Source organism: Streptomyces sp. NPDC001902 (genome assembly GCF_042891295.1).
In the GTDB taxonomy this organism is placed as follows: Bacteria; Actinomycetota; Actinomycetes; order Streptomycetales; family Streptomycetaceae; genus Actinacidiphila.
This window is the reverse complement of the sequence record NZ_JBIATA010000042.1, coordinates 19,470-40,773: the sequence shown is the minus strand read 5'-3', so window position 1 is coordinate 40,773 and position 21,304 is coordinate 19,470. Positions and strand designations below refer to the sequence as shown.

Genomic DNA, 21,304 nt, shown 5'->3' with positions numbered 1-21,304 from the left:
TGCCGTCCCAATTGCCCTTTCGTGGGCCTTCCTTGAGTCCTTCTTGGCGAACACATGTCCCTGGCATGAGCTGTTCACCGCGAGAGTGGCGTGGCGGTCCACGCGCGCTGCCGTCTCCGGCGCGCCGCCACTCCGCGCGAACTTCACACAGCAGGGGGTTTCATGAGCTCAACCCGCTCGAGAAGGCGGGCCGGCCTGGCCATGGCAGCGACACTGCCTCTGGTCGCCGGTGCGCTGGCGATGGGCATACCCACCGCCCAGGCCGACGCACCGCACGGACGTCACAGCCTCGCCGGCAGCAAGCCGGCCTGGGCCACCGCCAAGGCCGACAAGGGCGCCACCGCCGACTCGGCCAAGGTCACCCTCCGGGTGTACCTGGCCGGCCGTGACGCCCAGGGCCTGGCCGCCTACGCCCAGGCCGTGTCCGACCCCGGTTCCGCCTCGTACGGCACGTTCCTCTCGGCGAAGCAGGCCAAGGCCCGCTTCGGCGCCTCCGCGCAGCAGATCGCGCAGACGCGGCAGTGGCTGGAGTCCTCCGGGCTGAAGGTCACCGGCGTCGACGAGCACTACCTGACCGTGACCGGCGACGTCGCCGACGCGGAGCAGGCGTTCGGCACCCAGCTCCACAACTACGCGAAGGGCGCCAAGACCTACCACGCCCCGACCGGGACCGCCTCCGTCCCCGCCTCCCTGGGCGGCGCGGTGCTCACCGTCACCGGCCTGGACAACTCCCCGCGGCGCGCGCAGCACCAGGACACGCTGCCGCCGCCCGGCGCCGTCTTCAAGAACTCCGGCCCCTTCTCCACCTACTACGGGTCGAACACGAACAAGAAGCTGCCGGTCGCCTACGGCACGCGCGCCCCGTACGCCGTCAAGGGCTACACGGGCAAGCAGTTGCGCGCCGCCTACGGCGCGGGCTCGTACAACGGCAAGGGCGTCACCGTCGCCATCACCGACGCGTTCGCCTCCCCGACGATCGTCGCCGACGCCAAGAAGTACGCCGCCCGCAACGGCGACGCGGCCTACAAGCGCGGCCAGCTCTCCCAGGTGCTGCCGGCCGACTACCGCTACACGAGCCCCGACGAGTGCGACGCCTCCGGCTGGTACGGCGAGGAGACCCTGGACGTCGAGGCGGTGCACGCGGTCGCCCCGGCCGCCGACATCACCTACGTCGGCGCCTCCTCCTGCACCGACGACGACCTGCTCGACGCGCTCGGCAAGATCGTCGACCACCGGCTCGCCGACATCGTCTCCAACTCCTGGGGCGACATCGAGAGCAACGAGACCCCGGACATCGCCGCCGCGTACGACCAGATCTTCCAGATCGGCGCGGTCGAGGGCATCGGCTTCTACTTCTCCTCCGGCGACGCGGGCGACAACGTCGCGGCGCACGGCGCGAAGCAGGTCGACACCCCGGCGAACTCCCCCTGGGTCACCTCCGTCGGCGGCACCTCGCTCGCCGTCGGCAAGGGCGACAAGTACCAGTGGGAGACCGGCTGGGGCACCCTGAAGGCCACGCTGGCCGAGGACGGCTCGAGCTGGACGGCCTTCCCCGGCGCCTACACCTCCGGCGCCGGCGGCGGCACCAGCAAGCTCTACGCGCAGCCCTTCTACCAGCGCGGCGTGGTTCCCAACTCGCTCGCGCTGGCCAACGGCGGCACGGTCAAGCAGCGCGTCGAGCCGGACATCTCGGCCGTCGCCGACCCGAACACCGGCTTCCTGGTCGGCCAGACCCAGGCCTTCCCGGACGGGTCCTTCCAGTACGGCGAGTACCGGATCGGCGGCACCTCGCTCGCCGCACCGGTGATCGCGGGCGTCCAGGCGCTGGCGCAGCAGGCCCGGCACGGCGTGCCGATCGGCTTCGCCAACCCGCTGATCTACGACCGCTACGGCACCGGCGCGTACCACGACGTGACCGACCACCCGCTGGGCCGCGGCAAGGACCTCGCGGTCGTCCGCGTGGACTACGCCAACGGCTTCGACGCGGCGGACGGCACGATCACCTCGCTCCGCAGCCTCGGCAAGGACAGCTCGCTGTCCGCGGTCGTCGGCTACGACGACGTGACCGGCGTCGGCACCCCGGCGCGCGGCTACCTCGACTCGTACCGGCCGCACCACCGCTGATCAGGTCCGGAAACGGCACGGAAGGGCCCGCACCGGGGGGAACCTCGGTGCGGGCCCTTCCCGCTCTGGGGTACCCTGACCGCATGCGTGCCGTACGCCTTCTGCTTAGCAAGCCGCGCTGACCACGATCGATGTCAGTGCGGCGCCCCTCCTGTGCGAGGGGCTTTTTCGTTTCCGCAGTGAGCAGGCAGATGTCCGTACGGCGGCCGGGCCGCAGGCCGTCATGACAGCGATGGAGTACGAAGGACGATGAGCGAGACCACCCCCGCCGCGGAGGCGGCTGCGCCCCACCGCTACACGGCCGCCCTGGCCGCCGACATCGAGAGCCGCTGGCAGGACTTCTGGGACGAGCACCAGACCTTCGCCGCCCCGAACCCCACCGGTGACCTGGCCGGGGACGGCGAGCTGGCCAAGCCCAAGAAGTTCATCATGGACATGTTCCCGTACCCCTCGGGTGCGGGACTGCACGTCGGCCACCCCCTGGGCTACATCGCCACCGACGTCTTCGCCCGCTTCCAGCGGATGACCGGGCACAACGTGCTGCACACCCTGGGCTTCGACGCCTTCGGCCTGCCCGCCGAGCAGCACGCCGTGCAGACCGGCGAGCACCCTCGGGTCACCACCGAGGCGGCCATGAACAACATGAAGTCCCAGCTGCGCCGGCTGGGCCTGGGCCACGACAAGCGCCGGTCGTTCGCCACGATCGACCCGGACTACTACAAGTGGACCCAGTGGATCTTCCTGCAGATCTTCAACTCCTGGTACGACCCCCAGGCCGACCGCGCCCGCCCCATCGGCGAGCTGGTCGAGCAGTTCGAGAAGGGCGAGCGGCAGACACCCGGGGGGCGGGCGTGGGCCGAGCTGAGCCCCGCCGAGCGTGACGCCGTCCTGGGCGAGTACCGCCTGGCGTACGCCTCGGAGTCCCCGGTCAACTGGTGCCCCGGCCTGGGCACCGTGCTGGCCAACGAGGAGGTCACCGCCGACGGCCGCTCCGAGCGCGGGAACTTCCCCGTCTTCAAGGCCAAGCTGCGCCAGTGGATGATGCGCATCACCGCCTACGCGGACCGCCTGCTGGCCGACCTGGACGCCCTGGACTGGCCCGAGGCGATCAAGCTGCAGCAGCGCAACTGGATCGGGCGCTCTGAGGGCGCCAAGGTCGACTTCGCGGTCGAGGGCCACGGCGAGAGCCCGATCACCGTCTTCACCACGCGTCCGGACACCCTGTTCGGCGCCACCTACATGGTGCTGGCCCCCGAGCACCCGCTGGTCGACACCGTGGTGCCGGCAGCCTGGCCGGAGGGCACCAAGGACGCCTGGACCGGCGGCGCGGCCACCCCGGCCGAGGCCGTCGCGGAGTACCGCAAGCAGGCCCAGTCCAAGTCGGACGTCGAGCGGCAGACCGAGGGCAAGAACAAGACCGGCGTCTTCAGCGGCGCGTACGCCGTGAACCCGCTGACCGGCACCCGCGTCCCGGTCTTCGTCGCCGACTACGTCCTGATGGGCTACGGCACCGGCGCCATCATGGCCGTCCCCGGCCAGGACGAGCGCGACTGGGAGTTCGCCACCGTCTTCGAGCTGCCCATCATCCGCACCGTCCGGCCGCCCGAGGGCTGGGAGGGCGAGGCGTACACCGGCCAGGGCCCGGCGATCAACTCCGCCAACGACGAGATCGACCTGAACGGCCTGGAGGTCGCCGACGCCAAGCGCAAGGTCATCGCGTACCTGGAGCAGCGCGGCATCGGCGAGGGCACCATCAACTTCCGCCTGCGCGACTGGCTGTTCAGCCGCCAGCGGTACTGGGGCGAGCCCTTCCCGATCGTCTACGACGAGGACGGCGTCGCCCACGCCCTGCCCGAGTCGATGCTGCCGCTGGAACTGCCCGAGGTCGAGGACTACTCCCCGCGCACCTTCGAACCGGACGACGCGGACACCGAGCCGGAGACCCCGCTGTCCCGCAACGCGGAGTGGGTCCACGTCGAGCTGGACCTGGGTGACGGCCGCGGCGTGCGCCGCTACCGCCGCGAGACCAACACCATGCCCAACTGGGCCGGTTCCTGCTGGTACGAGCTGCGCTACCTGGACCCGCACAACGACCGGAAGCTGGTCGACCCCGAGATCGAGCAGTACTGGATGGGGCCGCGCGAGGGTCAGCCGCACGGCGGCGTCGACCTGTACGTCGGTGGCGCCGAGCACGCGGTGCTGCACCTGCTGTACGCGCGCTTCTGGTCCAAGGTGCTGTTCGACCTGGGCCACGTGTCGTCGGTGGAGCCGTTCCACAAGCTGTTCAACCAGGGCATGATCCAGGCCTACGTCTACCGCGACGGCCGCGGCTTCCCCGTCCCGGCGGCCGAGGTCGAGGAGCGCGACGGCGGCTGGTGGTACGGCGGCGAGCAGGTCAAGCGCGAGCTGGGCAAGATGGGCAAGTCCCTGAAGAACGCCGTCACCCCGGACGAGATCGCCGCCGAGTACGGCGCCGACACCCTGCGCCTGTACGAGATGGCGATGGGCCCGCTGGACGTCTCCCGGCCCTGGGACACCCGCGCGGTCGTCGGCCAGTACCGGCTGCTGCAGCGGCTGTGGCGCAACGTCGTGGACGAGACGACCGGCGAGGTCACGGTGACCGGCGCCGAGCCGGACGAGGACACCCTGCGCGCCCTGCACAAGGCGATCGACGGCGTCCGCCAGGACCTGGAGGGCCTGCGCTTCAACACCGCCATCGCCAAGATCACCGAGCTGAACAACCACCTGACCAAGGCGGGCGGTCCGGTGCCGCGCTCGGTCGCCGAGCCGCTGGTGCTGCTGATCGCGCCGCTGGCCCCGCACATCGCCGAGGAGCTGTGGCGGCGGCTGGGGCACGAGGGCTCCCTGGCGCACGAGGACCTGCCGGTGGCCGACCCGGCGTACGTGCTGGACGAGACCGTCACCTGCGTCGTCCAGATCAAGGGCAAGATCAAGGCCCGTCTGGAGGTGCCGCCGACGATCTCCGACGCCGACCTGGAGGCCCAGGCCCTGGCCGACCCGGCGGTCGTGGCCGCGCTGGACGGCGCAGGGGTCCGCAAGGTGATCGTGCGGGTGCCGAAGCTGGTGAACATCGTCCCCGCGTGATGGCCTGAGCGCCTGATGCGCGGCTGATCGTCCGGCCGGAGCAGGCCGGAGCAGGCCGGAGCAGGCCGGAGCAGGCCGGAGCAGGCCGGAGCAGGTCGGTGTAAGGGGCGGGTGGGGGTTCTCCCGGAACCCTCGCCCGCCCCCGTCCGTTTACGGTGGGCATACAACCGATCGAGCAGATCGGGCCGGTCGGACGGACCGGGCCGACCGGGCAGAGGAGCCGCCGTGGATGTCGCCGTCGCCGTGATCCTGCTGCTCTTCGCCTCCTTCGTGGCGCTCGGTGTCGTCGCCGCGGTCAAGACGGCGCGGGCGGTCAAGCGCGGGGTGGAGCGCACCAGCATCGAGGCCCGCCGCGTGGTCGAGGACACCGGCCTGAAGGCCCGCCGGTACAGCAGGCCCGGGCCCGCAGGGAAGCTCGCCGAGCTGCGCCTGGCGCTGCGTACGTCCGTCACGAGCACGGAAGCGGCACTGGAGGGGCAGGCCGCCGTCGACCCGTCGCTGAGCGAGGCCGTGGCGCTGCTCGCCAGGCTGAGCTCCCACGCCCGGGAGCTCGACGCGGAGCTGCGGCTGCTGGAGCGCGAGCCCGACCGCGCCCGCATCGCGGCCCGGATCGGCGAGCTGGAGGAGCGCACGCGGCGCATCACCCACTCCGCGGACTCGCTGCGCTGGGCCGCCCAGGACCGGGCCCGCCGCTTCGCCGACGACGACCTCGCGGCGCTGGGCCGCGACATCGACCTGGAGGCCGGGGCGTTGCGGCACTGGGCGCCCTCGGCACTGCCGGAGCCGGAACCGGAACCGCGCACTCAGCCGGGGACGCGGCGCGGGCGGATGCCCGAGCCGGGCACCGGACAGCCGCCCAAGGCGCTGTGAGGGGCCGGACGCGGCCGGGACGGGCCGCGGGGACGTTCACCGGGGTTCACCTCGGCGGAGCCGTACTGTCGCCCGGCCTTCGGCGCGGGTAACCTCCCGCACATGTCGTCCCATGTCGCTATCGTCACCGATTCCACGGCCTACCTGCCGCAGGAGGCCCTGACCCGGCACCGGATCACCGTGGTGCCCCTGGCGGTGGTGATCGGCGACGAAGCGCTGGAAGAGGGCACCGAGGTGTCGGCGCCGGCGGTCGCCCGCGCCCTGCAACGCCGCAAGCCCGTCACCACGTCGCGGCCGAGCCCCGAGGAATTCGCCGCCGCCTACCGCGCGGTGGCGGAGGCGGGCGCGACCGAGATCGTCTCCCTGCACCTGTCGGCGGAGTTCTCCGGCACCTACGACGCCGCGCTGCTCGCGGGGGCGGACGCGCCCGTGCCGGTGCGCGTCGTGGACACCGCGATGGTCGCCATGGCCCTCGGGTTCCCGGTGCTGAGCGCCGCCGAGGCGGCGGAGGCGGGCGGCTCCGCGGACGAGATCGTGGCGGCGGCGGAGAAGCGGGCGTCGGACACGTCGGCGTACTTCTACGTGGACACCCTGGACTACCTGCGCCGGGGCGGACGCATCGGCGCGGCGCAGGCGCTGCTCGGGTCGGCGCTCGCGGTGAAGCCGCTGCTGCAGCTGGACGAGGGCCGCATCCAGCTGCTGGAGAAGGTGCGTACGGCCTCCAAGGCGCTGGCGCGGCTCGAGGAGATCGTCGTCGAACGGGCGGGCACCCGTCCGGTGGACATCGCCGTCCACCACCTGGCCGCCGCGGACCGCGCGTCCGCCCTGGCGGAGCGGCTGCGGGCGCGGGTCCCCGGGCTCAACACCCTCGTCCTCAGCGAGGTCGGGGCGGTGATCGGCGCCCACACGGGGCCCGGGCTGCTGGGGGCGGTCGTCTCCCCGCTGTGACCTCCTTCGGGTGACGGGGTTATCCACAACCTCTGGACGATCCACAGGACTTGGGCAAGATCATCTCGTTGGCGCCGGTCCGCCTACCGTCCCTGACATGGGATCGACCACCGCAACTCCTCGCCACCGCAGGCACCCGTCCGCACGCGTGCCCGCACCCGGGCCCGCCGCCGGCGCGGTCCGGGAACGGGCCGCCGCCCTCTTCGACCGTCCGCCGACCCGTCCCGCGCCACGGGGTGGGGCGGGCGCGGCGGCTCCGGATCCACCGGAACGACCGGATGGGCCGGAGCGGTTGGCCGTGCCGGAACGACCGGATGGGCCGGAGCGGTTGGCCGTGCCGGAACGAGCGGCTGCGCCGGAACGAGCGGCGGCGCCGGGGGCGCCGGATCCGCCGGGGCGCCGCGCCGCGGGCGCCTGGCGCCTGGCCCTCACCGAGCGCCTCCCCACCTGGCTCTCCGTCCGCTGCGGCATCGAGGCGAAGACGGCGGCCGCCCTGGCCGTCGTCCTCCTCGTCGCCCTCGCCTTCGCGGTGCACCACTTCTGGACCGGCCGGCCGCGCACCGTGGCGGTGCCGCCGGTCGCCGCGGCGCTGCCCGCCGCGGCCGAGGCCCCCGTCGCCGCGCGGGCTTCCGCTGCGGCCGGGCCCCGGGCGCCGAGCCCCGCGCCCGGGGCGAAACCGGTGCTGGTCGTGGACGTCGCCGGCAAGGTCAGGAGGCCGGGGTTGCGCCGGCTGCCCGCGGGGTCCCGCGTGGCGGACGCCGTGGACGCCGCCGGGGGAGCGCTGCCCGGTACGGACACCAGCGCCCTGAACCTGGCCCGCCTGCTGGCCGACGGGGAGCAGATCGTCGTGGGCCGTGCCGCCCCGCAACCGGCCACCGGGGTCCAGTCAACCGCCGCGTCGAGCGGTCCGGTCAGCCTCAGTGCCGCCACCGCCGAGCAGCTGGACGCCCTGCCCGGTGTGGGGCCGGTGCTCGCCCGGCACATCATCGACTACCGCGGCCGGCACGGCGGTTTCACCTCCGTCGAGCAGCTGCGTGACGTCAACGGCATCGGGGACCGCCGGTTCTCCGATCTCAAGCCGCTGGTCACCCCGTGAGCGCGCCACGCCCGGCGGTGCACGCGGCGGCCGCCTCACCCCGGGGCGCGTCGAACCCGCGCCAGGAGGGCCCGCCGGACCTCCGTCTGGTGGCCCCGGCCCTCGCGGCCTGGCTCGCCGCGGGCGTCGCCCTCGCGGCGCCCGGGCGAGCCGTGGTGGGGACGTGCGCGCTGGTCGTCCTGGTGGCGCTCGCGTCGTTCGTACGCCGGTGGACGTCGGTCGCCACCGTGGCGCTCTGCGCTGCGGCGTCCGCGGCCGTGGCGGGACTGCACTCCGCTGACCTGCACCGTGGCTCGGTGCCCGCCCTGGCGGCCGAACACGCACATGCGAGGGTGGAGTTGAGGCTGACGGCGGATCCCCGGCTGATCCGCCCGCAGGTGCGTGGGGCCGTCCGGGCGCCGGAAGCGGTGCTGGTGGAGGCCGAGGCTGTACGCGTGACGGCGAGCGGCACGAGGACCGCCGTCCGCACACCGGTCCTGCTCATCGCCCGGCAACCCGCCCGTACGTGGCTGACGTTGCTGCCCGGCACGCGCGTCGAGGCGGAGGCCCGGCTCGCCCCGGCGGCGGGGCCGGGCGACCGGATCGCCGCGGTGCTGTCGGTGCGAGGGCCGCCGCGCGTCGTGGGGCCGCCCGGCCGTGCGCAACGTGTGGCCGGCGGACTCCGCGCGGGGCTGCGCGAGGCCACCGAGGGCCTGCCGCCCGACGCCCGTGCCCTCCTTCCCGGGCTGGTCGTCGGGGACACCTCCCGTATCCCGGTGGAGTTGCACGACGCGTTCGAGGCCACCGACCTGACCCATCTGACCGCGGTCAGCGGTTCCAACCTCTCGCTGGTGCTGATCCTGCTGATCGGTCCGCCCGGTCTCGCGCTGCGCGCCGAGCGCGGCGGCCTGGCTCCGCGGCTGGCCCTTCCGCTCCGTGTGACGGCCGTGCTCGGGGGAGTGCTCACCGTGGCCTTCGTCGTCGTGTGCCGACCGGACCCGAGCGTGCTGCGCGCGGCCGCCTGCGGGCTGATCACCCTGCTGGCCATCGGCACGGGCCGCCGCCGCAGCCTGCTGCCCGCGCTGTGCGGGGCCGCCCTGCTGCTGCTCCTCCACGATCCCTGGCTCGCCCGCTCGTACGGCTTCGCGCTGTCCGTGCTGGCCACCGGGGCGCTCCTGGTCCTCGCCCCGCGCTGGAGCACCGCCCTGCGGCACCGGCGGGTGCCACCGCGCCTCGCGGAGGTCCTGGCCGCGGCGGCCGCCGCGCAGGCGGTGTGCGCCCCCGTGGTGGCGGTGCTGGCCGCCCACGTCAGCCTGGTCGCCGTCCCCTGCAACCTGCTGGCGGAACTCGCGGTGGGCCCCGCCACCGTCCTCGGCTTCGCCGCCCTGGCCGCGGCGCCCTTCGCCATGCCCGTCGCCAAGGCACTCGCCTGGGTCGCGGGCTGGCCCGCCGGCTGGATCGCTGCGGTGGCCCGGCGCGGTGCCGCCCTGCCCGGGGCGACGCTCGACTGGCCCGGCACCTGGGCGGGCGCCCTGCTGCTGGCGGCCGTCACCGTGGTGGTGGTCGCGGCGGGGCGCCGCATCCTGCGCCGCCCCTGGCTGTGCGCGGCCGCCGCGCTGCTGCTCGTGCTGGCCGTCGTACGCCCCGCACCGCTGCCCCGCTCGGTGACCGGCTGGCCGCCGCCGGCCTGGCGGCTGGTGGCCTGCGACGTCGGCCAGGGCGACGCGTTGGTGCTCTCCGCGGGCGACGGCGCCGCCGTCGTGGTGGACACCGGCCCGGAGCCCCGCCTCGTCGACCGGTGCCTGCGTTCGCTCGGGGTCACCGCGATCCCGCTGCTCGTCCTCACGCACTTCCACGCCGACCATGTCGCCGGCCTCCCCGGGGTCCTGCGCGACCGTGCCGTGGGCGCCATCGAGACCACCACCCTCGACGAACCCTCCGACCAGGCCGCCTTCGTACGCCGTCAGGCGGCCGCCGCCCGCGTTCCCCTGCTGCGCGCGACGCCCGGGGAGCGCCGCCGCCTGGGCCCCCTCGACTGGCGTGTGCTGTGGCCCGCCGCGCCCTCCCTGCTCGCGGGCGCCGAGGGCGCCGATCTGGGCGGCACCAATCCCAACGACGCCAGCGTCACCCTGCTGGTCCGCACCGCAGGGCTCACCGTGCTCCTCCTCGGCGACCTGGAGCCCGCGGCCCAGCACGCGCTCCTGACCGCCGCCCCGGACCTCCCGCGCGTCGACGTCCTGAAGGTCGCCCACCACGGCTCCGCCTACCAGGACCCGGCGCTGCTGACCCGCATCCGGCCCCGTCTCGCGCTCGTCAGCTGCGGGGCCGGGAACCCGTACGGACATCCGTCGCCCCGGACCCTCGCGGCGCTGCGCGCCCAGGGCACCACGGTCCTGCGCACCGACCGGGACGGCCCGGTCGCCGTCCTGGGCGACCGGGAGGACCTGCGGGCCGCCGCGACCGGTCCGTCGCCCGCCGCGGAGCGGGCCGTCCGGGGACGGCGAAGGGCCCGCACCGGTGCACGACCGGTACGGGCCCCACGGGTGCCGGGGACGGGCGGCTCAGGCGTCCTCCAGGCCCATCTCCTCCTCGGGCACGGAGATCACCCAGCGGGTGCTCTGCCGCGGCCGGAGGTAGAAGAGCCAGTAGGCCAGCGAGGCGGCGACGATCACACCGGTGATCACCAGGTCCTGCGCGGTCTGCTGGGTCAGCACGTACGCCAGCACGACGACCAGCAGCAGCGGTACCGCGGGCCACAGCGGCATGCGCCAGGCCGCACGCTCCTTGTGCCCGGCGCGGCGCGAGCCGAGGGCCGCGAGGGCGACGACGACGTACATCGCGGCGACCGCCACGCCGGTGACGCCGCTCAGCGTCTCCACCGGCACGAAGCACAGCACCGCGCCCGGCACGCCCACCGCGAGCGTGGCGATCCACGGGGCGCCGAACCGCTTGCTCAGCGTGCCGAAGGCCTTGTTGACCGGGGCCGGCCAGGCGCGGTCCCGCGCGGAGGCGTACAGCACCCGGGAGTTCTGGATGACCATCACGATGCCCGCGTTGATGATGGCCAGCGCGATGCAGAGGCTGATGAAGGTGCCGACCGCCGAATTGCTCCAGCCCCGCACGAGCGCCGAGAGGTCGCCCGCCATCAGGGAGTTCATGTCGGGCGCGCCCAGCGTGATCGCGATCGTCGGCACGATCACCACCAGGGCGCCGATGCCGAGCGTCCACAGCACGGTCCGGGAGACCGTGCGCCGCGGGTTCTCCATCTCCTCGGACAGGTACACGGCCGTGCTGAAGCCCTGCAGCACGAAGAGCGCGATCGCCAGCCCCGCGATGATCGTCCCCGCCGTGACCGCCGACCCCACCCCGTGCCCGGCCTCCGTCACCGGGTGGATCAGCACCGAGGCCGACCGCGAGCTGTGGGAGAAGCCGAGGAAGGCCACGACCGCCGCCGCGACGACCTCCAGGACCAGGAAGATGCCGGTGATCCAGGCATTGGCCCGCAGGTCCAGCAGGCCCATGACGGTGGCCAGCAGCATGACGGCGGCGCCCGCGATCTTCGGGTCGATCTGCATGATCGGCGCCAGGTACTCGCCCGTGCCGAGCGCGATGATCGGCGGCACGATCATCACGACGATCAGGGACAGCACGAACACGATCCACCCGGCCAGCCGCCCGATGAGCGTGCCGACCATCGCGTACTCGCCGCCCGCGCTCGGTATCAGCGTCCCGAGCTCCGAGTAGCAGAAGGCCACCGCGATGCAGAGGACCGCCGCGATCACGATGGTCAGCGCCGTCCCGGTTCCCAGGTCGGCAAAGAGCGGGGGCACGATGACGAACAGCGAGGAGGCCGGGGTCAGGCACGACAGCGTCAGAAGCGTTCCGCCGACCACGCCGATCGACCTCTTGAGCGACTTCGGGGCCTCGATGGGCGGGGCCAGCGGCGAGTGCGGGGCCGTCGGCGGGTGGAGCGTGTCGGTCATGCGCGCATCCGATCGGGTCGGGCTCGAGGGGGCTACCGCCTCCGGTCCAGGGAAACATGAAACGGAATATTCATCTCCGCTTCCGAGGATGAAACCGCGCGCGTCAAGCCCCCGTCAAGAGTCTCCGGACAACGAAATCCGAAGATCAACCAGCCCATGTCCGACGTAAAACCGGCAACTTAAGGCCTGTCACTGTGTATATCGCCGATTGGCGATCAGAACAGCCACACCCCTTCCTTCATCAGGTCCCGGTCCCGCATCTCCGGCAGCGTCCCCCAGGCCTGCACCCATTGCGGCCGGATCGCGTAGAACGCGTACGAAGGTCCGTCACCGCGGCGATCCCACTCGGCCTTCGCCGCGAAGGCGTCAGCGACACCGTCCGGCAGCCGCGCGAAGTCCACGACCCGTGCCGTGCCGTCGATGAGCACCAGATCCCTGGTGTGACCCAGACTCAGCCGCACACGGCCCGAGGACTCCGGGTTCCTCCCGGTGGGATTCGTCCTGCGCGTGGCGAGCCACAGCTCCTCCCCGTCCCACCAGAACGACAGCGGGACGAGGCGCGGCACCCCGCGCGCGTCCGCCGTCGCCACCCACACGTCCCCGTCGTCCCTGAGCCGGCCCATCGCCGCGGCGTGCCGCTCGCGCAGTGTTCGCGTCATGCCGTGAAGCCAGCCGGGTCTGGCGTGATCGTCGCCGGTTCCCCAAGACTGACGCCATGGACGCTTCCCAGGCCGACGCCTACCTCCGCCGCATCGGCGCCGCGCGCCCCGAACGCCCCGACGCGGCGGCTCTGCGCGAGCTGCACGTGCGCCATCTCGTCGCCGTGCCCTTCGAGAACCTCTCCATCCACCTCGGGGAAGGCGTCTATCTGGACCCCGAGGTCCTCCACGACAAGATCGTGACCGCCCGCCGCGGCGGCTTCTGCTACGAGGTCAACGGCGCCTTCGGCGCCCTGCTCGCCGCCCTGGGCTACGACGTCACGCTCTACGCGGCCCGTTCCGTCAACGGCCCGCGCCTCGGCATCCCCTTCGACCACATGGCGCTCCGCGTCCGCACCTGCGACGGTGTCACCCTCCTCGCGGACGTCGGCTTCGGCCGCCATGCGCACCTCCCCCTCGACCTCACCCCCGGCGTCGACCAGAAGGACCCCGGCGGCGTCTTCCGCTTCACCCCGGCCCCGTACGGCGACCTCGACCTCCACCACGACGGCGAGCCGGTCTTCCGCCTCGAACCCCGCCCCCGGGAACTCGCCGACTTCGAGGTCGGCTCCTGGTACCAGCAGACCTCGCCACACTCCCACTTCACGCGGTCCCTGGTCTGCTCCCGTCTGACGGAGGACGGCGGGAGGCTGACCCTCTCCGGCCGCACGCTCATCACCACCGCCCCGGACGGCATCCGCCGGGAAGAGGCCCTGGACGGCGACGCCGCCGTCCTCGCCGCCTACCGCGAGCGCTTCGGCCTCGTCCTGGACCGGGTTCCCGAGGTAAAGTAAGACTCGATCTACGTAAGATCGGGTCTACCTTTCCAGCCGCCTTCCCAGCCAGCCCACGGGGGCCGACGCCGATGGAGTTCACCGGCCGCACAGCCGACCTCGAGCACCTCACCGACCTGCTGCGCCGGGTCACCGACGGCACGGCCGCCACCCGCGGCCAAGCCGTGATCGTGACGGGCCGGCGCCGGGTGGGGAAGTCCCGCCTGGTCCAGGAGTTCTGCGACCGCTCCGGGGTGCCGTACGTCGTCTTCCAGGCCACCCGCGGGCGGAACCCCGCGGCCGAACGAGCGGACTTCGCCACGGCCCTCGCCCACTCCGGCCTGCCCGGCGCCGACCTCGTCGCCGGCCTCCGGACCGGCGACTGGAACCAGGCGCTGCGCTCGCTCGCCCTCGCCGTCCCCGACACCACGCCGAGCATCGCCGTGATCGACGAGGTGCCCTGGCTGGTGGAGCAGGACCCCGAGTTCGAGGGGGCCCTGCAGACCGTCTGGGACCGCCACCTGTCCGCCAAGCCCGTCCTGCTGGTGCTGGTCGGCAGCGACATGTCGGTGATGGAGGCGCTCCAGACCTACGGCCGCCCCTTCTACGGCCGCGGCACCAAGATGACCGTCCGCCCGCTCCACCTCGCCGACGTGCAGTCCATGACCGGTCTCGGCGCCGCCGACGCGGTGGACGCCCTCCTGATCACCGGCGGCTTCCCGGAGATCGTCCAGTCGTGGCGGCCCGGCACCTCCCGCACCGCGTTCCTGCGCGGGGCCTTCTCCACCCCGCTCTCCCCGCTCCTCGTCGCGGGGGAGCTCTCCCTGCTCGGCGAGTTCCCCGAGGCCTCCCACTCCCGTGCCGTCCTGGAGGCCGTCGGCAGCGGCGAACGCACCTTCTCCTCCATCGCGGCCCGCACCGGGGGCGCCCACCCGCTCCCCTCGGGCACCCTGTCGCCCCTGCTCGGCACCCTCCTGACCAAGCGCGTGCTCTCCGCCGACCTCCCCCTGTCGGCCAAGGCCGACACCAAGAACAAGCGCTACCGCATCGCCGACCCCTACCTGCGCTTCTGGCTCGCCTTCGTGGACCGCGCCCTCCCCCTGATCGAACGCGGCCGGGGCGACCTCGCCCTGGAACGCTTCGAGCGGTCCTGGTCCACCTGGCGCGGCCGCGCGGTCGAGCCCGTCGTCCGCGCGTCCCTGCTCAGGCTGCTCCCCGACGAGGCCTGGCCCCGCACCGAGGCCGTCGGCGGCTGGTGGAACCGCCAGAACAACCCCGAGGTCGACCTCGTCGGCGCCGACCGCGAACCGGTGGCCACGCAGGTCCACTTCGTCGGCTCCGTCAAGTGGTTCGACACCCACCCCTTCGGCCGCCACGAATACGAAGCCCTCGTCCGCGACGTGACCGCAGTCCCCGGCGCGACGCCCGCCACCCCGCTCGTCGCCGTCTCGCGCTGCGGTGTCACCCCCGGCCTCCCCCTGGCCGCCCACTGGGGCCCCGAGGACCTGGTCCGCGCCTGGCGCGGCTGAACCGTCCGCCGCCGCTCACGGCACCACCGCCGTCGCGGTGACCTCCACCAGCTGGCCGGCGTACCCGAGGCAGCCGACCCCGAGCAGCGTCGACGTGTGGGGCCCCTCGCCCAGCCCCGAGGCCCGGACGACCTCCCAGACCCGCGACAGTTCGGCGGGTTCGGTGCCCACGACGTACACGGTGGAGGCGACCACGTGCTCCAGGCCGCTGCCCACGGCCCGCAGCGCCTCGTCGAGATTGGCGACGACCTGGCGCGCCTGGGCGACGGGATCGCCGGGCCCCACCAGGGTGCCCTCCGCGTCGAGCGGTACGGAACCCGCCATGAAGGCGAGCCGCTGCCCGGCCTCGACGACCGTGGCGTGCGCGTAACCGGGCGGCGGGAACAAGGTCGGGACGATCATGCGGTGCACCACGGGACCTCCTGGCTGGGAGCGGCTGACCCCGCGATCCTGCAGAGCCGCGGGCACGGACGTCACCCGGTTTTCCCGCACCCGGTGTCACCCGCCCGCCGCCGGGCCGAGAGTTCGCTGAGAAGTGCAACCGCCGTGTCACGGCTTGCCCATGGCTCCGTCTCGGTGCGCATGAAGGGGCGGGGGCCGTGGCAGGTTGACGGCATGACCATCATCGGCTGGATCGTACTGGGCCTGATCGCGGGCGCCATCGCGAAGATACTGCTGCCCGGGAAGGACCCGGGCGGACTGGTCGGGACGACGCTGATCGGCATCGCGGGCGCGGTGGTGGGCGGCTGGATCTCGGCGAAGTTCCTCGACCACCCCATCACCAAGGACTTCTACGACCTGCCCACGTGGGGCGCGGCCATAGGCGGCGCGCTCGCCCTCCTGATCATCTACCGCATCCTGTTCGGGGACTCCCGCCGCTGACCGCGGGCGCGGGGAGCAGTTGCACGTCCTCCCGGCGCACCGACAGGGCCTGCGAACGGCGCGGGTCCCACAGCCAGATCCAGTCCCCGGAGGCGCCGAAGGACAGGACGGCGTGGCCGGCCGGCACCGGGCCGTTCTCCACGGGGACGGGGCCCTCGCCGACGGGCACCACGCACATCAGGGTGCCGTGCAGCCCGAAGTACGTCGCCGGGACGTGCCCCCGCCCGGCGGCGGACGCCGCATCGCGGGCGGCCCGGTCCGCGTCGTGGGCGCCGGCGACGAGCGTGGTGGCCGCGAAGGCGGCCGACAGGAGCACGGTCACGGTGACCAGGGCGAGGCGGTTGTCGCCCTTGGCGATGTGCACGTGCCGCAGCCAGCCCGCGACCGCCGTGAAGAGCAGCACGAACCCCAGGGCGAGGCCCAGCGGTTCGGCGGCTGCCGCGTACGGCCACAGGTCCGCGGTGGAGCGGACCGAGCCGGACGGGATGCCGAACCGGTCGAGGTAGAACGCCTGCATCAGCCGCCCGAGCCAGGTCACCAGCGACCACCCCACGGGCAGGGCGAGCGGCACCAGCCAGACCGCGTTCCGTGAGAACCACGAGTCGCGCAGGGCGAAGTGGACCCCCGGCGCGCACAGGAGGGCCACCGCCGCCAGGGGCCACCACAGGAGTTCCGCGTCCGCCCCGGAGGCCGTCCAGCCCAGCAGCGCCGCCGAGGCCGCGGCGGCGGCCACGCCGGGCAGCGTCCGCACCCGGAGCGCGGCACGGTGCGTCCCGGTGGCCGCCGGGACGTCCGTCTCGGGCGGTGCGGGCCGCAGTTCGTGGGTGTCCGGTGTGAACGCGCTTCCACCGAGGGGACGTTCCGAGAGCTCCCGCTCGACGGCCTCCCGGGTGAGCCCGGACGGCAGCCGCAGCAGCCGGTGCGCGCCGCGCCCGCCGCATGCGGCCCACCACCGTGCGAGCCGGTCGTGCCCTCCGCCGTCCGCGCCGGGACGGTGGATCACGCGGTACTCGGTCCGCCGGTCGTCCGGCCGCAGCAGCAACGCCGCGTCCCGGACCCACAGGCCGAGCTGATGGGTCCTCGCCAGGCGTTCCACGGCCCCGCACGCCGCCTTCTCGGCCCGCCAGCGGGAGCCGTTCAGCCGTACCTCGACGACGAGCGCGACGCGGCTGCCACCCGCGGTGGCGGGGGCGTCCTCACGGCCCGCGCGGCGCACCGCCCAGCCCCGCGCCTCCATCAGTCCCTGGGCGAGGGCGAGCTCGTCGGGCTCGTCGACGGCCTCGACCAGGAGACGTACGCGCTGGTTGAACGGGACCGCGGGGAGCGCCCCGGCCACCCCGGGGCGCTCCGCCCCCGGTTCCTGCGGGCGACGGCGCTGGGCGGGAACGCGCAGCGGCACGGTCTAGTCCTCCTCCAGCCAGCCCTCGAACTCCTCCGCCAGTTCGTTCAGCGCGGCGGGGTCGAGTTCCTCGTCCTCGTCGTTGATGAGCAGGAGCCACTGGGCGTCCTCGGCGTCGTCCTCGCCGGCGAGGGCGTCACGGAGGAGCTGGGGGCGGGCGGGCAGGTCGAAGCGCTCGGTGGCTTCGTCGGCGGCCTCCTCCGCGGCATCGCGGTCGGGGAGGACGAGCACATGTCTGACGTCGGTCACCGGGACATTGTGTCGGACCCGCGTGGGATGCTGGACGGCGATGGCCAGGAACAGTACGACAGACAGCCCGCTCGCCCCCGTGACGATCGCGGTGGGGCAGGAGGACCTGCTCCTCGACCGCGCGGTACGGGAGGTCGTGCTGGCGGCGCGGGCCGCCGACGCCGACACCGATGTGCGCGACCTCACCCCGGACGCGCTCCAGCCGGGCACGCTGGCGGAGCTCACCAGCCCCTCGCTCTTCGCCGAGCGCAAGGTCGTGGTCGTACGGAACGCGCACGACCTGTCCGCGGACACCATCAAGGACGTCAAGGCCTATCTGGACGCCCCGGCCGAGGAGATCACGCTCGTCCTGCTGCACGCGGGCGGCGCCAAGGGCAAGGGTCTGCTCGACGCGGCCCGCAAGGCCGGGGCGCGCGAGGTGGCCTGCCCGAAGATGACCAAGCCGGCCGACCGGCTGGCCTTCGTCCGGCAGGAGTTCCGCGCGCTGGGGCGGTCCGCGACCCCCGAGGCCTGCCAGGCCCTGGTGGACGCCATCGGTAGCGACCTGCGGGAGTTGGCGAGCGCCTGCGCCCAGCTCGCCGCCGACGTGGAAGGCGCGATCGACGCGGCCGTGGTCGCCCGCTACTACACGGGCCGGGCCGAGGCCACCGGCTTCGAGGTCGCCGACCTCGCGGTGACCGGCCGCGCCGCCGAGGCACTGGAGCGGCTGCGCTGGGCGATCGCGGTCGGCCAGCCGCTGCCCGGCATCACGTTCGCGCTCGCCTCGGGCGTCCGGGCCATCGGCAAGCTCGCCTCCGCCCCGCGCGGGGCGCGCCCCGCGGACCTGGCGCGGGAGCTGGGCATGCCGCCGTGGAAGATCGACCGCGTCCGGCAGCAGATGCGCGGCTGGTCGGGGGACGGTGTCTCCGCCGCCCTGCGTGCGGTCGCCGAGGCCGACGCCGCGGTCAAGGGCGGCGGCGCGGACCCGGCCTACGCCCTGGAGAAGGCGGTCGTCGCCGTGGCCCGGGCCGCGCGGGCCCGCTGACGGCCGCAGCCGCCGGAACCGGACGTGCCGAAGGGCCCCGTACCGGGAGGTACGGGGCCCTTCGGGGGCCGCACCCGCGTGGCGAACGCAGGCCGCGTGCGGCCGGAACATCAAGGGTGCCGGTGGAGGAGCGGGTGAGAGGGACCGCTGTGTCCGTCACCGGCGGGTACTGCTGCGGGAAGGCTCAGCCCTGGAGGCCGGCGACCTTGAGAGCCAGCGCCGACTTCTTGTTGGCGGCCTGGTTCTTGTGGATGACGCCCTTGCTCACGGCCTTGTCGAGCTTCTTGGAGGCGAGACGCGCGGCCTCGGTCGCCTTCTCGACGTCGCCGGTGGCCACGGCCTCACGGGTGCGACGGATGGCGGTCTTGAGCTCGGACTTGACGGCCTTGTTGCGCAGGCGCGCCTTCTCGTTGGTCTTGTTGCGCTTGATCTGGGACTTGATGTTCGCCACGAAAGAGCCTTTTCAGGTTTGGTCTGATGGGGTCCGCGCCTCGGGTAAGAGGGCACGAGGCGCGACTGCCCAGGTTAGCAGTCGGCCGCCGCGCCGCCCAAACCGGTGGCCCGTGGCGGGTCCCGTGGCTCCTCCCGCACCGCCCGGCACGGCCGTGGGCCCCGGCCATGGGACTATGGGAGCCATACGTATCGATCCGACCAGAGGCGACAGGCGCCTCAAGAGACAGGACCCTGCGTGCCCGCGACCCCTTCGAACGTGCCGGAGCCGAGCCGTACCGACCCGGCGCTGATCCGCAATTTCTGCATCATCGCGCACATCGACCACGGCAAGTCGACCCTTGCCGACCGGATGCTCCAGCTGACCGGTGTGGTGGATCAGCGGCAGATGCGCGCCCAATACCTCGACCGCATGGACATCGAGCGCGAGCGCGGCATCACGATCAAGTCCCAGGCGGTCCGTCTGCCCTGGGCGCCCACCGCGGGCGCCGATGAGGGGAAGACCCACATCCTGAACATGATCGACACCCCGGGGCACGTGGACTTCACCTATGAGGTCTCCCGGTCGCTCGCGGCCTGTGAGGGCACCATCCTGCTGGTCGACGCCGCCCAGGGCATCGAGGCGCAGACGCTGGCCAACCTCTACCTGGCGATGGAGAACGACCTCACCATCGTCCCGGTGCTGAACAAGATCGACCTGCCGGCCGCGCAGCCCGAGAAGTTCGCCGAGGAGCTGGCCAACCTCATCGGCTGCGACCCCTCCGACGTGCTGCGGGTCTCCGCCAAGACCGGACTCGGCGTCGAGGCGCTGCTGGACCGCGTGGTGGAGACCGTCCCGGCCCCGGTCGGCGTCGCCGACGCGCCCGCCCGCGCGATGATCTTCGACTCCGTGTACGACTCCTACCGCGGTGTCGTCACCTACGTCCGGGTCGTCGACGGTCAGCTCAACAAGCGCGAGCGCATCAGGATGATGTCCACCGGCGCGACCCACGAGCTGCTGGAGATCGGCACCAACTCGCCCGAGATGCTGTCGGCCGACGGCCTCGGCGTCGGTGAGGTGGGCTACCTGATCACGGGCGTGAAGGACGTCCGCCAGTCCAAGGTGGGCGACACGATCACCCAGCAGTCCAAGGGCGCCACCGAGGCACTGGGCGGCTACAAGGACCCCAAGCCCATGGTGTTCTCCGGCCTGTACCCGCTGGACGGCTCCGACTACCCGGAGCTGCGCGACGCGCTGGACAAGCTGCAGCTCAACGACGCCGCGCTGGTCTACGAGCCGGAGACCTCCGCGGCCCTCGGCTTCGGTTTCCGCGTGGGCTTCCTCGGCCTGCTGCACCTCGACGTGATCCGCGAGCGGCTGGAGCGCGAGTTCGGGCTCGACCTGATCGCCACCGCGCCCAACGTGGTCTACCGGGTGGTGATGGAGGACGGCGCCGAACACGTCGTCACCAACCCCAGCGAGTTCCCCGAGGGCAAGATCGCCGAGGTGTACGAGCCGGTGGTGCGGGCCACGATCCTGGCGCCCACGGAGTTCATCGGCGCGATCATGGAGCTCTGCCAGACCCGGCGCGGCTCGCTGCTCGGCATGGACTACCTCTCCGAGGACCGGGTGGAGATCCGCTACACCCTCCCGCTCGCCGAGATCGTCTTCGACTTCTTCGACCAGCTGAAGTCCAAGACCCGCGGCTACGCCTCGCTGGACTACGAGCCCACCGGCGAGCAGACCTCCAGCCTGGTCAAGGTCGACATCCTGCTGCACGGAGACAAGGTGGACGCCTTCTCGGCGATCACGCACAAGGACGCGGCGTACGCGTACGGGGTGCGCCTGGTCGCCAAGCTGCGCGAGCTCATCCCGCGGCAGGCCTTCGAGGTGCCGATCCAGGCCGCCATCGGCTCGCGGGTCATCGCCCGCGAGACCATCCGCGCCATCCGCAAGGACGTCCTCGCCAAGTGCTACGGCGGTGACATCTCCCGTAAGCGGAAGCTGCTGGAGAAGCAGAAGGAGGGCAAGAAGCGGATGAAGATGGTCGGTTCCGTGGAGGTGCCGCAGGAGGCCTTCATCGCGGTGCTCTCCAGCGACGAGGGCGCGGCCAAGAAGAAGTAGCCGGCGCGGCTCGCCGGCGCGGTCCGACGCACCGCACAGGAAGGGCGCTTGTCCGATGACCGGGCAGGCGCCCTTTCGTATGAGCGGACCG

At 73.1% G+C, this 21,304-nt stretch carries 16 protein-coding genes and 1 pseudogene; 11 read left to right on the top strand and 6 right to left on the bottom strand.

Annotated elements, in window-relative coordinates:
* Positions 1-201 precede the first annotated feature (201 nt).
* From ACFYYN_RS40615 to ACFYYN_RS40590, 6 genes and pseudogenes are all read left to right on the top strand, one after another.
* A complete protein-coding gene (locus tag ACFYYN_RS40615) occupies positions 202-2,124 on the top strand; it encodes a S53 family peptidase (protein WP_500549811.1) in 1,923 nt (640 codons plus the stop codon).
* 249 nt (positions 2,125-2,373) lie between these two features.
* A complete protein-coding gene (leuS, locus tag ACFYYN_RS40610) occupies positions 2,374-5,229 on the top strand; it encodes a leucine--tRNA ligase (protein WP_500549810.1) in 2,856 nt (951 codons plus the stop codon).
* A gap of 225 nt (positions 5,230-5,454) precedes the next feature.
* A complete protein-coding gene (locus ACFYYN_RS40605; RefSeq protein ID WP_500549809.1) occupies positions 5,455-6,099 on the top strand; it encodes a hypothetical protein in 645 nt (214 codons plus the stop codon).
* 102 nt (positions 6,100-6,201) lie between these two features.
* Complete coding sequence (locus ACFYYN_RS40600) at positions 6,202-7,047, top strand: DegV family protein (RefSeq protein WP_500549808.1); 846 nt, start codon at positions 6,202-6,204, stop codon at positions 7,045-7,047.
* A gap of 334 nt (positions 7,048-7,381) precedes the next feature.
* The gene (locus ACFYYN_RS40595) at positions 7,382-8,143 is read left to right on the top strand and encodes a ComEA family DNA-binding protein (protein ID WP_500549807.1); all 762 of its coding nucleotides are present in this window, start codon (positions 7,382-7,384) and stop codon (positions 8,141-8,143) included.
* Positions 8,140-10,578: pseudogene (locus ACFYYN_RS40590) on the top strand (ComEC/Rec2 family competence protein); the annotation flags it as partial. The gene ACFYYN_RS40595 and the pseudogene ACFYYN_RS40590, both read left to right, overlap by 4 nt.
* 105 nt (positions 10,579-10,683) lie before the next feature.
* On the opposite strand, the gene ACFYYN_RS40585 reads toward ACFYYN_RS40590, so the two are convergent.
* Entirely contained in the window at positions 10,684-12,105 is a 1,422-nt protein-coding gene (locus ACFYYN_RS40585) for an APC family permease (RefSeq protein ID WP_500549806.1), read from the bottom strand.
* A 215-nt stretch (positions 12,106-12,320) separates the two neighbouring features.
* Positions 12,321-12,764: a pyridoxamine 5'-phosphate oxidase family protein gene (locus tag ACFYYN_RS40580; RefSeq protein ID WP_500549805.1), complete on the bottom strand. Its 444-nt coding sequence runs from the start codon at positions 12,762-12,764 to the stop codon at positions 12,321-12,323.
* 56 nt (positions 12,765-12,820) lie between these two features.
* Between ACFYYN_RS40580 and ACFYYN_RS40575 the strand changes: the two genes are divergently transcribed.
* A complete protein-coding gene (locus tag ACFYYN_RS40575) occupies positions 12,821-13,597 on the top strand; it encodes an arylamine N-acetyltransferase family protein (protein ID WP_500549804.1) in 777 nt (258 codons plus the stop codon).
* Positions 13,598-13,668: 71 nt separating this feature from the next.
* Positions 13,669-15,105, top strand: coding sequence for an ATP-binding protein (locus ACFYYN_RS40570; RefSeq protein WP_500549803.1), 1,437 nt, complete (start codon positions 13,669-13,671; stop codon positions 15,103-15,105).
* Between the two features lie 15 nt (positions 15,106-15,120).
* Here the strand turns inward: ACFYYN_RS40570 and ACFYYN_RS40565 are convergent, their stop codons facing one another.
* A complete protein-coding gene (locus tag ACFYYN_RS40565; protein WP_500549802.1) occupies positions 15,121-15,507 on the bottom strand; it encodes a RidA family protein in 387 nt (128 codons plus the stop codon).
* A gap of 213 nt (positions 15,508-15,720) precedes the next feature.
* Between ACFYYN_RS40565 and ACFYYN_RS40560 the strand changes: the two genes are divergently transcribed.
* Complete coding sequence (locus tag ACFYYN_RS40560) at positions 15,721-15,987, top strand: GlsB/YeaQ/YmgE family stress response membrane protein (protein ID WP_499511838.1); 267 nt, start codon at positions 15,721-15,723, stop codon at positions 15,985-15,987.
* Here ACFYYN_RS40560 and ACFYYN_RS40555 read toward each other — a convergent pair.
* Together ACFYYN_RS40555 and ACFYYN_RS40550 are read right to left on the bottom strand one after the other, a co-directional pair.
* Positions 15,950-17,386, bottom strand: a complete 1,437-nt coding sequence (locus ACFYYN_RS40555) for a hypothetical protein (protein WP_500549801.1) — start codon at positions 17,384-17,386, stop codon at positions 15,950-15,952. The two genes, ACFYYN_RS40560 and ACFYYN_RS40555, sit on opposite strands and share 38 nt — an antisense overlap.
* Before the next feature lie 3 nt (positions 17,387-17,389).
* Complete coding sequence (locus ACFYYN_RS40550) at positions 17,390-17,635, bottom strand: hypothetical protein (protein WP_499511836.1); 246 nt, start codon at positions 17,633-17,635, stop codon at positions 17,390-17,392.
* A 40-nt stretch (positions 17,636-17,675) separates the two neighbouring features.
* On the opposite strand from ACFYYN_RS40550, the gene holA reads away from it, so the two are divergent.
* Complete coding sequence (gene holA / locus ACFYYN_RS40545; protein ID WP_499511835.1) at positions 17,676-18,659, top strand: DNA polymerase III subunit delta; 984 nt, start codon at positions 17,676-17,678, stop codon at positions 18,657-18,659.
* Between the two features lie 184 nt (positions 18,660-18,843).
* Here the strand turns inward: holA and rpsT are convergent, their stop codons facing one another.
* Positions 18,844-19,110, bottom strand: coding sequence for a 30S ribosomal protein S20 (gene rpsT / locus ACFYYN_RS40540; RefSeq protein WP_018556617.1), 267 nt, complete (start codon positions 19,108-19,110; stop codon positions 18,844-18,846).
* Between the two features lie 237 nt (positions 19,111-19,347).
* Between rpsT and lepA the strand changes: the two genes are divergently transcribed.
* Complete coding sequence (lepA, locus tag ACFYYN_RS40535) at positions 19,348-21,213, top strand: translation elongation factor 4 (RefSeq protein ID WP_500549800.1); 1,866 nt, start codon at positions 19,348-19,350, stop codon at positions 21,211-21,213.
* Positions 21,214-21,304: the final 91 nt, after the last annotated feature.